This window comes from Acinetobacter sp. 802_lipA, assembly GCF_058242885.1.
The window spans coordinates 1,158,183-1,171,721 of record NZ_JBZAYP010000001.1; the positions used below are offsets into that span (position 1 = coordinate 1,158,183).

Genomic DNA, 13,539 nt, shown 5'->3' on the forward strand with positions numbered 1-13,539 from the left:
GCATTTCACTCCTATGTTTCAGAGCTGAAATCTGCATGCAGATATTGAAATAACGTTTATTTTGATTATTTAGTACAACGCAATTTTTTTGATGCTGTACCTGCTGATGCGCGTGAATGACCGCACTCATGTTTTTCATCCTAAGCATTGGGATATTCCAAAATCCAGTATGAAAAATAAGACCGTAAAGTCTCTATTCATAACTTTGGATGCCGCGTAAAGAAAGCGTAAAAATTTAGCTCAATGCACTTATAAATGCAGAAAAATATCTTAAAAGTGATGGCTATTATTATTCTGTGACTCACTTTATTTATGGATATAATTTCAGTACTTAAAGCCTTATTTTTAGGTTTTATAGAAGGTTTAACGGAGTTTTTACCCATTTCCAGTACTGGTCATTTAATTTTATTTGGCCATTTAATTGATTTTCATTCAGGCTCAGGCTGTGTCTTTGAAGTTGTCATTCAACTGGGCACAATCTTAGCCGTTTGTTGGCTCTACCGTAAAAAAATTATTAATCTACTACATGGTTTTATATCAGGTGATTACCATGCGAGACGTTTTGCGATAAATGTCTTCATTTCATTTATTCCTGCAGTAGTGATCGGAGTTATAGCTGTTGATTTTATTAAACAAGTTTTATTCAGTCCTTCGGTTGTGGCATCTGCACTGATTATTGGTGCACTGTTAATTTTTGCTGTAGAAGCGGCTTTGTTGCATAAATATGTAAGCATCTGATTTAAATAAATTTAATTTTGGATCAAAAAATAATCAAAACTTTTAAAATCATATAGTTATGAAATCTTTGTGCAACAAAGCCCATTCAAATTAAAAAAGTTTTATGTATGGAATACCCACTTCATGAATTGCTTTCAAATTAATACTACCGAACTACTTTTTATAAAGTATCGTTCTATGACCGTTGAACTAATGACAGTAGTTTCTGACTATTATCCCCACCTCAGCAAAGCCGAAGCACTGAGAAAAGCGAATAATCAACAATTCCCTTTCTCAGTATTCAAAATAGATAAAAGTAAACGTGCTCCATTTTTGGTACACATTAAGGATCTTGCTGCTGTCTTGGATAAGCAATATTCAGAGGCATCCAAAGATTTTGCTACGTTTCATCGATGAGGCGTAGCACCTCCTCCAACTGTAATATATTTCTTCTCGCTTTCACTGATACATAACGCTGTAAACTCCCCCAAGAATCGTGCAAACTTACTTTCTGAATTTCAGGAATAGTAAAACTCTGTTCAGCTAATCGAGTACAGCCTTCATGTCTCAAGTCATGAAATCGTAAATCTTCAATCCCCAAAATTTTACAAGCTTCTCTAAACTCTTTACCCAAAATTTTGGGATTCAAAGGCAATAACAAATTTTCATTATGTCCAAGCTTTAGCATCCGTTCTCGAACTTCTGAATGTTTCAGTCTTTTGATCAGCTCCTTACAAGGATCAAGTACATCAAATGACTTATGATTACCTTTAGAACCATTAGGATTCTTTAAATCATGCACTTTCCACGTTGAATGATGTGGGTCATAATCTCGAAGATACAATCGTGTTAATTCAGCTTCACGTCTGCATGAGAAAATTGCAAACCACATAATCAAATGCATTGGGTATTTAGAGCCATAACGATTTAGCTTCCATCGTTCTGCAAAATACTTCGTCAATGCAATCAATTCATCTCTCGAAGGCAGTCGGTCTCTTTTTTGACTGGAGGATATTTGACGTGTTTTTCTTAACTGAGCAGTAGCCTTATCGAAGCTATTTAAATCAATATCCATTTCCCACATAACAGCAGCATGAGAAAGAACACCTCTGATATGTAAAAGCTCATGTTGCAGTGTACTAGTCGCAATAGGTTCAAGATCGAGGTACGGAATTCCACCCTTCCTTAAAGCCACATGCTCGGCTAAATGTACTGATTTTATTTTTGTGATAATATTGCGCGCAATTGGTAGCTTCTTAATTAAGAGCAGAGAATAGCGTTTCGTCCTTCCGTACTCGCTCCCGACTTCATCCAAATATTTATCTATGGCATCTGATAAGGTCAGATCAATCAACTTTTCTTTGCCAAGCAAAATATCAGGATTTTCTTGAATTTCGACTTCTCGTTTCTTAATCCAGTTTTCAGCTAATTTCTTTGAGTGAAATGTTTTACTTTCAGAAAAAGCAGGAAAGCCCTTTCGAGTGATTCGAATCGCAGCACGATAGTTAACTTTACCATCTGCACCTTTCCTTGCTGTAATTGAACCCATAATTTACACCAAAAGCTATTTTTTCTATTATGGTGTAAAATTTGGTGTAAATGCAAATGGATTCACCCACCTAAACACAGGTTCAAACAAATTCTCGCAGGTTGCAGAATATAGATTAAAGGTATGATTTTTAATGACTATTAACAAAAACATTGAAAACACTCAATCTCCGAGAATCAGCGTAGCACCGATGATGGATTGGACGACCAAAGATTATCGTTTCTTTGCCCGCTTATTTAACCCGAATGTCATCCTTTATACCGAAATGGTGACCACTGGCGCGATTCTGTTTGGCGGTGCAAATCGTCATCTCGACTATAACAATGAAGAACACCCGATTGTGCTACAACTCGGTGGCTCAAATCCTAAAGACTTAGCCACTTGTACCAAAATGGCACAAGACTGGGGTTATGATGAAGTCAATTTAAATGTCGGCTGTCCAAGCGACCGTGTACAAAATAATAAAATCGGGGCCTGTCTCATGGCAGAACCTGACCTTGTCGCTGAATGTATTGCTGAAATGCAAAATGCCGTGGAGATTCCAGTCACGGTAAAGCATCGTATCGGGATTGATGACATGCATTCTTATGAAGAAATGCTACATTTTGTCGATACAGTCACGAAAACGGGCTGCGATAATTTTATCGTACACGCACGTATTGCCTTGCTTCAGGGGCTTTCTCCGAAAGAAAACCGTGACATTCCCCCACTACGTTATGAAGATGTCTATCGTTTAAAGCAAGAACGTCCAAATCTATTGATTGAAATTAATGGCGGGATCAAAACCTTTGCTGAAACACAAGAACATCTTAAACATGTGGATGGTGTGATGATTGGTCGTGAGGCCTATCATAACCCTTACCTTTTGGCTGAGCTGGGTCAATTGTGGAATTTAGAGCTGCCTAATCGTTTTGATATTATCGAGCAAATGCTGCCTTATATTGCCAAGCGTATGGCTGAGGGTGCGCCATTGTCGATTATCACGCGCCATATTCTTGGGCTATTCCAAAACCTTCCGGGCGCTCGCAAGTGGCGTCAGGCTTTAAGTGGTGGTAATGCCAAGACTTTTGCCGATGTTGAAAATGCAATTCTTAACATTAAAGACGCGATGCAACGCACCGAAGATTATTTAAAAGAACACACTCTCGCCCAGTAATTTAGAACGTTGATCTAAAAGAAAAAAGCGAAGCATCTGCTTCGCTTTTTTATGTTTCATCGTTATAGCCGAGTGCGCGCTTTCGCTAAAGCACGCTTTTGTATATTGGTGACACATTTTATTTTTTCAGTTTTAAAATCATAATAGGAAATATATTTTCCTGAAAGATACTCACTAACAATTGGCTCTTTTCAAAATAAGCCGTGGTTATACAGTGGTGTAAATCAGGCGTGGCATTTACTTTGATCTGTTCAACAAATTGACTTTGCTGACGAATTTGATCCTGTAATTTTAAAATACGATTCATATTTTGAAATTCGATGGATTGCGCAATCTGTTGTATATTTTTTAAATGACAAGCCTTTGTGACATCATCATGATACTGATGAATTGACCAAACCAATAATGACTGTATATCACTCATCATTTCTTTGGCTTCATTGACCTGATTTAAAACATAAAAATGACGAACGGTTGAGTAAATAGCATATACAACACCACAACTCAAAATGATCCCTAAAGCCACTATTGTAACATCAAGTTTGGAATGCCCTGAAAGATGAGTCATGGAGCTGCTTTATCCCTTTATATTTTAAAAGTGCTTCAGGCGAACTCTTCTTTTATATAAGAGCTTAACCGGTAAATTTACTCAGAGCACGCCAGTATTTGTCTTTAAACAGACTGACCTCTATTTCAAAGTTGTCTTTATATTTTTCAATTACTTGATCAATGACTTTGGATGGCTTTCGAAACTCTTTACACGCAAAATATATGGTTCTTAAGTGATTACCCGTTTCACGACCAATATTTAAATAGCCATCTACATCCTTAAGCTCTTGTAATAATTCGTCTTCTATCAAATTCAGTAGCTCATAATCTGTAGATGCAGGCATGCCATTTGAATGCTGACCATCATAAGAGATTTCAATCAACATCATCCACGGATGTGAGGCTTTTTGATCCCATGTTAAAAGTGTACGATTTAAAGTCGCCAGCAACGGTAGACCTTCATTGGTTTCACCTTCCAAACTGACAAATTCATCAGCATCCGTATTTGAACGGGTAATTTTGTCTAATCTTGAAATTTCACTACTTTTTAAAATTAAAATGTTTTTGAGCAAGTGAATCGGTAGCAATTCGTTTTCGGCACCTTGCTTAGACTGCACAGAAACATTGTCTAATTTGGTGATCGCATCATACTCGCCCAAATAGTTATCGAGGAAAATATACACAGCCTGTAAAAACGCATCGTTTTCAGCTGCATTATATTCATCATGTACTACAACCAGATCTATCTCATCGGGATATTCCGCTTGCTGATTAAAATAAAAAGATAAAGTTTCCTGACTAAACTCATAGCCATGCATATTAATCCCGACTTGATGAATATCGCTTTCAGGTTTAAGTGCAGTGAACTTCCACCCTGCAATCTCTGGTGCAGCTGCAATCAGCTCTTCCACAAAAACAATATTTGGAATGATGCCATCAGGGGTAAGAATTAATTCAGCTGTTTGCGGGGTCAACATGCCCGTCAGAAAAAAGAGGCCGCTATGGACTTTTTCCAATTCAGGCGTCAGTCGATCAAAGAAATCTCGCTCGATTTCAGTTTTACTGCCTTGATTCACAATGTGGTGAAAATGCTGTTGATGCTGCTGAAACCATTGCCAAAATGCAGTATATGCATTTTCATTCGCAGGCATTTTTTGTTTTTGAGAACCCCATAATTTTTTTAAAAAGCTCATTTTTCTTTTCTCTTTTTTCTATTGGTTTCAATATTTTTTGTGGTCTATGGACTGTATCAATATATTGATGTATGCAGTCCAATTAAACCTAAAACAGTATTATTGTTTCGCTTTCATTCCATCTAATTTTTTCAGCACTTCCGCCACTGCCACCATCGCAAAGCTTGAAGTCACCACCACCGCAGAACCATAGCCACCACAGCGTAGGCCTGCACTTGGACACACATCTGCACTGGAAAATGGATTATCAATCGAATAGACACAGCTAATGCCGAACTTTTCTTTTGGTTTTTTACAAATCCCCATGCCACGCAACTGGGTTCGAAGCTTTGCCAACATTGGATCTTGTTCAGTTTTAGACAAATCAGCCACTCGGATTTTCAATGGATCGAGCTTACCCCCAGCTCCCCCTGAAACAATCAATGGAATTTTATTAAAACGACAGTGTAACATCAGTGCTAATTTAGCTTTGACGTCATCAATACAATCTAAAATTAAGTCTGGTCTATGCTCTAAAATTTCTTTGACGTTTTCTGGAGTCAAATAGTCATCGATCAAATTGATTTTGATCCGTGGATTGATGGATCGACAACGCTCGGCCATGACTTCAATTTTTTCATGGCCCAAGGTTGAGGTCATGGCTGGCAGTTGGCGGTTAATATTGGAAGCCGCAATCGAGTCCATATCAACCAGTGTTAATTCGCCAACGCCTGTACGCGCTAAAGCCTCGACTGCCCACGAACCTACACCACCAATTCCGATCACCATCACATGACTTTTTTCATAATATGAAAAGGCCTCGTCTCCATAAATTTTGGCTACACCAGCAAAACGGCGGTCATATTCATCATGTTGCAGATCAGTCATGCGTACATCTATATCGGTAAAATCGTGTTCATTTTACCTGAATACGACCTTGGATTGAATGTATCGCTACAAACAATAAAGCCCTGCTACTGACAGGGCTTTATTCCATTGAGATTAGGCTGCAATTAAATTACGCAGTACATAATGCAAAATGCCTCCAGCTTTAAAGTATTCCACCTCATTCAAGGTATCAATACGGCACAACACTGTAAATTGGTCTTGGCTGCCATCTTCTCGAAGTACCTGAATATCCAAAGTTTGATGAGGCTGGATATCATCCGATAATCCATGAATCGAAAGTACTTCACGACCTGTCAAATTTAAGGATTGGCGCGTTTGTCCATCGACAAATTGCAATGGCAATACTCCCATACCAACCAAATTCGAACGGTGAATTCGTTCAAAACTTTCGGCAATCACCGCTTTAACCCCCAATAAGTTCGTGCCTTTGGCAGCCCAGTCACGTGATGAGCCTGTGCCATACTCTTTCCCAGCAATAATGATTAACGGCGTATGTTGCTGCTGATAAAACATAGAGGCATCATAAATCGGCAAGGTTTCTCCTGTTGGAATATAGATCGTGTTTCCACCTTCTTCTCCACCGAGCATTTCATTTTTAATGCGGATATTGGCAAAAGTGCCTCGCATCATCACTTCATGGTTCCCACGTCGAGACCCGTAAGAGTTAAAGTCTTTGGGTTCAACCCCTTGCTGTTGCAAATAGCGTCCTGCGGGGCTGTCTTTCTTGATATTACCCGCTGGGGAAATATGATCGGTGGTGACCGAGTCTCCAAGCACAGCCAAAATACGTGCCTGTTCAATATTGGTAATCGGTTTCGGTGGCTTACCTATCTCTTCAAAAAATGGCGGGTGGCGAATATAGGTTGAATTCTCTTGCCAAGCATAGGTCTGACTTTGAGGAATCTGAATCTCCTGCCATGCTGCATCACCATCAAATACTGCGGCATATTCTTTATGGAACATCGCGGTATTTACGCTCTGTAGCGCATGATCAATTTCAGCCTGACTCGGCCAAATATCCTTCAAGTAGACTGCTTGCCCATCTTTGCCGAGGCCGATCGGTTGCGTGGTCAGGTCTGTACGGATATTGCCCGTCAAACCATAAGCCACCACCAAAGGTGGCGAAGCCAACCAGTTGGTTTTCACCAGAGGATGCACACGCCCTTCAAAGTTACGGTTGCCTGAAAGCACTGAAGCGACATTGAGATCATGGCACTGAATGGCTTCTTCAATCGGTTCAGGCAGTGGTCCAGAGTTGCCGATACACGTGGTACAGCCATAGCCAACCAAGTTATAACCCAACTCATCCAAATACGGTGTTAAACCTGCCGCAGCCAAATAGTCGGTCACTACTTTAGAACCAGGTGCAAGCGAACTTTTCACCCACGGTTTACGCTGTAGGCCTTTTTCAATGGCTTTTTTGGCAAGAAGTCCCGCGGCTAACATCACGCTGGGATTGGAAGTATTGGTGCATGAGGTAATGGCTGAAATGACCACATCACCATGGTTCAAGGGGTAGGATTTTCCATCAATGGTGCAAGATGGCTCCTCATGCGGTAGATTAGCTTTTTTAGCTTCAACAGCTGTGCCACCACCTTCATTTTCTAAACGCTCTTTCGCCTCTTTGGCGGGCTTTAGCGTTAGTTCCATCAAATCATGAAAAGTTTTAGGTACATCTGCTAGCAAGACACGATCTTGCGGACGTTTAGGGCCTGCCAAACTGGCCTGCACTGTGCTCATGTCCAAGCTCAACGTATCGGTAAAAACGGGTTCATCACCTGCATTTCGCCACAGGCCTTGCGCTTTACTATACGCTTCAACCAAATCAATCCGTTGTTGCTCACGACCTGTCAACGCTAGATAGTCCAAGGTCACGTCATCAATGGGGAAGAAACCACAGGTTGCACCATATTCAGGGGCCATATTGGCAATAGTGGCGCGGTCAGCCAAAGGCAAGTCGGCCAAACCATCGCCATAGAATTCAACAAATTTACCAACCACGCCTTTTTGGCGTAGCATTTGTGTGATGGTTAGAACCAAATCTGTTGCGGTAATGCCTTCATTGAGTTTTCCTGTGAGTTTGAAACCGATCACTTCAGGAATCAACATGGATACAGGCTGCCCGAGCATCGCCGCTTCAGCTTCGATCCCGCCAACACCCCAACCGAGCACGCCTAAGCCATTGATCATGGTGGTATGCGAATCTGTTCCCACCAAGGTATCAGGGAACGCAAAAGTTTGTCCCTCATCCTCCCCCAACCATACCGCTTGAGCCAGATACTCTAAATTGACTTGGTGGCAAATTCCTGTACCGGGCGGGACAACGCTAAAGTTATTAAAGGCCGATTGTCCCCAGCGTAGAAATTGATAGCGCTCACCATTGCGTTGCATTTCAATTTCGACATTTTCAGCAAAGGCATCTTTATCTGCAAAATGATCGACCATCACGGAATGATCAATCACCAAATCGACAGGGGATAAGGGATTTATCAAATTCGGATCGCCACCCGCTTGTGCCATTGCGGCACGCATGGCAGCCAAGTCAACCACGGCGGGAACCCCTGTGAAATCCTGCATCAACACACGTGCAGGCCGATATTGAATTTCTTGATCAGAGCTTCTAGTTTTTTGCCAATCGACTAGGGCTTGAATATGCTCTACTTTTACACTTTTTTGATCTTCAAAACGGAGTAAATTTTCGAGTAAGACCTTTAAAGACTTGGGTAAATGATCAATATTACCCAATGTTTGGGCGGCTTGAGGGAGGTTAAAAATTTGATAGGATTTTTCACCCACCGTGAGTGTTTGTAATGCATTGAAACTATTGATTTTGCTATATCTGGCCATTCGGTTGCCCTCCCAATATTGGCGAATGTATTTATTATGATGTTCTTTCTTTAATGTAAGCCTGTTTAGAAAAGAATGTGTTCCCTTTTGGTTATCTTATTTTTATCGAGATTATTGTCTTATTCTTCTAAAATTTTAAATGCAACGCAGCCAATGAGTTCTGCCAGAGTTGAGTTGCTAACGACCGCTCAGACTGATCCAGTGTCTGTGCGAGACTCTCCAAAACATAAGGTAAATTTACCGGTGTATTGCGGGTGGGATGCTCGGTCGATGTTTGACAACACAACGGTGTCATATCTGGACAGTCCGTTTCAATCACCAAATGTTCGCTACCAAGTGCTTGCACCACTTGATGCAATTTTTTGGCATTTGGATTGGTGATTTGTCCTGTTACCCCTATTTTAAAACCGAGTTTGACCAAGACCTTGGCTTCTTCCACCCCACCACTAAAGGCATGAGCGATACCACCAAATTTGAATTTTTGGGCTTTTAAAATAGCAATGCTTTCTGCATGTGCTTTGCGAATATGCAATAACACAGGTTTTTGATATTGCTGAGCAAGTTCCAGTTGTGCGGAAAAATAAGATTGCTGCTTGGCGAAAAGTGCAGGCTGTTTATGCTCTTTTAAAAAGGTGTCTAAACCAATTTCACCCACAGCTACGCAGTCCTGCTGCTGCAAAACCTGTTCTAAACGCTGTAAATGTTCAGTCTGATGCTGTTCGATATAAAACGGATGTAAACCTGGGGCAAGATAAGAGCATGGAACATTCTCCCAGCTTTTTAATTGCTGATGTGTCTGAATCAGCGCATCAAATCGTGATTCAAGAAAACCAATAAGGACCAGTGCCTCTACCCCAACACGTTTTGCTTGTTCGGCCAAATGTTGCCGATCAGTATCAAAATCGGCAACATCAAAGTGAGTATGGGTGTCGAACAGAGGCAAGCTCATGCTTGATTAACTCTTGGCTTCTGAAGCAGCCTGTGCGCTCTGTTTGGCTTTGGGTAAATACTCAGGCTTTAAAATTTTCTGGAGTTGATCATAACCAAGAGTTAAGCGTGGTAAACCCACCACATAAGGACCAATTTCATACTCGCCATATTGCAAAATTAGACCTTCAGTACCCAAGTAATAATTGTTACTCAAACTAAACTTCCACGCTTGCTCATATTCATCGACATTGGTCGCTAACTTAGAGTCGACGATCCAAGCACGAAAGGCTTCATGCGCTACTCTATTTAACGCCGCCTTCTGATTCGGCAACAATAGATCATCCAAACTCACCAGCTTTTGCTGCTTCAAGTCAAAATTATAATAATGCTGTGACGATGAACCATGTGCACCGCCTAAGTAGCTGCTGGTGTTCAATACCACCGTGGCCAAAGGATCTTTGGCATTTAGAATTTTCGGCTTAATCATCAAACTAATTTGATGGTTCGAACTTAAGGCTTTCAACTCTTGGTCTAAACCCAGAAAAGCAGCCAAATAAGGTTGAACTTGTTTCTCTAGTTTCAGTTTAGGGGTGATGACTTGGCCCACTACTGCAGGTTCAGAACTTGCCGCCACCGCACTTGATGCCGTGGTATCAGAACTGCTATGCATCGGCGAAATATCAATAATCTGCGAGAGATCTTTCACAATTTGTTGATCAATAAAATCATCAATAAATGCTTGATTACTTTGCAAACGATCAATGTTTAATTCAGGGCAAGCATTGCCATCACACTCAGGTAATTCGAATTGTAATTTTTCTGTGTCACCGACCAGCTTTAAGGCTGTTTCTGCCTCTGAAGCCGCTGTGGTTTGCGTTGCAGGAGTTTGAGGCTCTTTATCTTTTGGTTGGCAGGCTGTCAAACTGATGGCAGCTGCAAGTACGCTGATTGTCAATATTGTTTTGCTTTTTAACATAAATAACCTATTACCTTGTGAAGCCAGCTCTTGCTTTGGCCAATGCACTAAAACAACTGGGTATAGACATCGGCTTTTAATACCTGTTGAGTTTGTGCTTTCGTCAAATAAATATCAAGCTGAGTGCCATCTTTTACAATCTCATGAGTCCGATAGTGTAAACCAATGCCCTCTTGGTCAAAAAACCAATCTGCTTGCCCCCAGTACAACTTCGCTGGTGCAGATTTTCGCACTTCAGGTTCTTGTTTCTTCAACCAGTCTTGATACGCTTTTTGCACCAACACATTCATCGCCAGCTGCTGTTTCGGGTGAATTAAATCTAATAATGCCACCGCTTTTTGGTTTTTACGATCCGCAACAAAGAAATAATAACGTTCCTTAACATTTACATTCTCTTGATTGGTATCAACCCCAATTTGCATCAATACAAACTGATTGCGCTGATACGGTATACGCGTATACATCGCCAAGCTATAAGCCTTATTGCCCTTGAATTCAGCTTGCCATGTATCCGACTTTTTCACATAGGCATTAATGGCTTGCTGTAAGCTCATGTCTTGTTTTAAGCCAATCTGATCTTGAATCACTCGAGCCTGACTTTTGGCAATCCATTGGTTTAACCACGGATCTGCCGTTGTTAAGCTTTGCAGATCTAATTCAATACAATTCTTGGTTTCACAAAACGGTTGTGCAATATCAGCCGCTTGTTGCTGAATATTTAAATATGGTAACACTTCAGCCTGCTCTGTTTTAAATACCGAGCTTTTGGCATCTGCGTCTGTTTCAGATTGTTTAGAGGAGTCACATGCCGTCAATAAGACAGTCAAACTCACCAATATTGTATAAATAGCCTGTTTCTGCAACATGCGTCTTCCATGAAATTCATGATTAAAATAAAGTATCTTGCATAATAAAACAGCTTCACGAAGAAGCTGTTTTATTTTTTAACATCCCGATTAGTGTTCGCGGGTATTGCGGAACACGATGTCTGGATAGCGCTCTTGCATCAGTTGTAAGTTCACACGACTCGGTGCCAAGTAGGTCAAGTGACCACCACCATCTACCGATAATTGATCATGTGCTTTTTTCTTAAATTCATTGAATTTTTTGTCATCATCACATGACACCCAGCGCACAGTGTTAATGCTCACAGGCTCGTAGACGCAGTCGACTTTGTATTCTTCTTTCAAACGGTATGCCACCACTTCAAACTGAAGCACACCTACCGCACCGACAATCAAGTCATTGCTATTTTGCGGCATGAAGACCTGTGTTGCACCTTCTTCTGAAAGTTCTTTTAAGCCTTTTTGTAACTGCTTCGATTTCAATGGATCTTTCAAACGTACACGGCGGAACATTTCAGGGGCGAAGTGCGGGATACCCGTAAATTGTAGTTTTTCACCTGATGTAAAAGTATCGCCAATTTGAATCGTACCGTGGTTATGTAAACCAATAATGTCGCCCGGCCATGCCTCTTCTAGATGCTGACGATCACCGGCTAAGAAAGTCAAAGCATCACTAATGCGCACATCTTTATCTAGACGCACATGCTTCATTTTCAAACCTTTTTCATATTTTCCTGAACAAATACGCATAAAGGCAATACGGTCACGGTGTTTCGGGTCCATATTGGCTTGAATTTTAAAAACAAAGCCAGTAAAACCTTCTTCAGTCGCTTCAACCAAACGATTTTCTGTTGGGTGTGCTTTAGGTTCAGGTGCATAATTACTAAATGCATCTAACACATGGTCTACACCAAAGTTACCTAATGCTGTACCAAACAATACAGGCGTTTGACGACCCGCAAGGAACTCTGTGCGGTCTAAAGGCTCATTGGCCATTTGCACCAACTCTAGAGACTCTTCAAATGCCGCCCAAGCCAGCTCACCGACTTTTTCACGTAAGTCTGGATAGTCATAACCATCACGGACTTCGATTTCAGTAATGGTTGAACCAAAACCTGCTTTATACACATAAAACTTCTCTTCGATCAGGTTAAACACCCCAGCGAAGTCACGACCTGTACCAAGCGGCCAAGTGATCGGCACACATTTGATTTTGAGAACATTTTCAATTTCATCCAACAGCTCTAAAGGCTCACGGATTTCACGGTCCATTTTGTTCACAAATGAAATGATTGGTGTGTCACGCATACGACACACTTCCATCAGTTTCACGGTACGATCTTCAACACCTTTTGCACCATCAATTACCATCAAAGCTGAATCGACCGCCGTTAAGGTACGATACGTATCTTCAGAGAAATCTTCGTGTCCCGGCGTATCCAGCAGGTTGATCATCTTGTCTTTAAAGGGAAACTGCATGACAGAGGTGGTGATCGAAATACCACGTTCTTTTTCCATTTCCATCCAGTCTGAAGTCGCAGCACGGTCCGATTTACGGCTTTTCACCATACCAGCAATCTGAATGGCTTGTCCCCACAACAGCAATTTTTCTGTCATGGTGGTCTTACCAGCATCGGGGTGGGAAATAATAGCAAAAGTTCTACGAGCCGCTACTTCTCTAGCTAATTGATCTTTAAACATAAGGGAAATCTTCAATAGGTACACGGTTTTGTACACACTTATAAATGTGTATCCAACCCGTAAAGTGATAACTTAAAATTGGCGCAATTGTAGCAGATTTATGAATGAGATTTTATTGATAATTTTCCCTTAACCCACCAGCGCAGTACATCGCATTCGTCGTCAATTCGGATGCTTTCCCGCTCTGG

11 protein-coding genes and 1 pseudogene are annotated in these 13,539 nt (G+C 41.1%); 3 read left to right on the forward strand and 9 right to left on the reverse strand.

Translation table 11 applies throughout. The features are described 5' to 3' along the window. Positions 1–312: 312 nt before the first annotated feature. A pseudogene (locus AC4CU3_RS05890) lies at positions 313–708 on the forward strand (undecaprenyl-diphosphate phosphatase); the annotation flags it as partial. A gap of 153 nt (positions 709–861) precedes the next feature. Continuing rightward, entirely contained in the window at positions 862–1,134 is a 273-nt protein-coding gene (locus tag AC4CU3_RS05895; RefSeq protein ID WP_004644614.1) for a pyocin activator PrtN family protein, read from the forward strand. On the opposite strand, the gene AC4CU3_RS05900 is transcribed toward AC4CU3_RS05895, so the two are convergent. Then, positions 1,118–2,266 carry a site-specific integrase gene (locus tag AC4CU3_RS05900; protein ID WP_005400789.1) on the reverse strand — a complete coding sequence of 383 codons (1,149 nt, stop codon included), beginning with the start codon at positions 2,264–2,266 and terminating at the stop codon, positions 1,118–1,120. The two genes, AC4CU3_RS05895 and AC4CU3_RS05900, sit on opposite strands and share 17 nt — an antisense overlap. A gap of 133 nt (positions 2,267–2,399) precedes the next feature. Between AC4CU3_RS05900 and dusA the strand changes: the two genes are divergently transcribed. Then, positions 2,400–3,422: a tRNA dihydrouridine(20/20a) synthase DusA gene (dusA, locus tag AC4CU3_RS05905; RefSeq protein ID WP_490738047.1), complete on the forward strand. Its 1,023-nt coding sequence runs from the start codon at positions 2,400–2,402 to the stop codon at positions 3,420–3,422. Between the two features lie 118 nt (positions 3,423–3,540). Here the strand turns inward: dusA and AC4CU3_RS05910 are convergent, their stop codons facing one another. The 8 genes from AC4CU3_RS05910 to AC4CU3_RS05945 form a co-directional block, all read right to left on the reverse strand. Then, positions 3,541–3,990 (reverse strand): hypothetical protein, encoded by a 450-nt coding sequence (locus tag AC4CU3_RS05910; protein ID WP_279045000.1) that lies wholly within the window; start codon positions 3,988–3,990, stop codon positions 3,541–3,543. 64 nt (positions 3,991–4,054) lie between these two features. Next, positions 4,055–5,164: a DUF695 domain-containing protein gene (locus tag AC4CU3_RS05915; protein WP_490738049.1), complete on the reverse strand. Its 1,110-nt coding sequence runs from the start codon at positions 5,162–5,164 to the stop codon at positions 4,055–4,057. Between the two features lie 99 nt (positions 5,165–5,263). Then, positions 5,264–6,031 carry a tRNA threonylcarbamoyladenosine dehydratase gene (locus AC4CU3_RS05920; protein WP_126038159.1) on the reverse strand — a complete coding sequence of 256 codons (768 nt, stop codon included), beginning with the start codon at positions 6,029–6,031 and terminating at the stop codon, positions 5,264–5,266. A 114-nt stretch (positions 6,032–6,145) separates the two neighbouring features. Then, positions 6,146–8,899, reverse strand: coding sequence for an aconitate hydratase AcnA (acnA, locus tag AC4CU3_RS05925; RefSeq protein ID WP_005400794.1), 2,754 nt, complete (start codon positions 8,897–8,899; stop codon positions 6,146–6,148). Between the two features lie 127 nt (positions 8,900–9,026). Further along, the gene (locus tag AC4CU3_RS05930) at positions 9,027–9,842 is read right to left on the reverse strand and encodes a TatD family hydrolase (protein WP_171054248.1); all 816 of its coding nucleotides are present in this window, start codon (positions 9,840–9,842) and stop codon (positions 9,027–9,029) included. Positions 9,843–9,854: 12 nt separating this feature from the next. Next, positions 9,855–10,805 (reverse strand): RsiV family protein, encoded by a 951-nt coding sequence (locus tag AC4CU3_RS05935; RefSeq protein ID WP_005400796.1) that lies wholly within the window; start codon positions 10,803–10,805, stop codon positions 9,855–9,857. A gap of 47 nt (positions 10,806–10,852) precedes the next feature. Then, positions 10,853–11,671 (reverse strand): hypothetical protein, encoded by an 819-nt coding sequence (locus AC4CU3_RS05940; protein ID WP_005400797.1) that lies wholly within the window; start codon positions 11,669–11,671, stop codon positions 10,853–10,855. A gap of 90 nt (positions 11,672–11,761) precedes the next feature. Beyond that, positions 11,762–13,351 (reverse strand): peptide chain release factor 3, encoded by a 1,590-nt coding sequence (locus AC4CU3_RS05945; RefSeq protein ID WP_005400798.1) that lies wholly within the window; start codon positions 13,349–13,351, stop codon positions 11,762–11,764. Between the last annotated feature and the right edge of the window lie 188 nt (positions 13,352–13,539).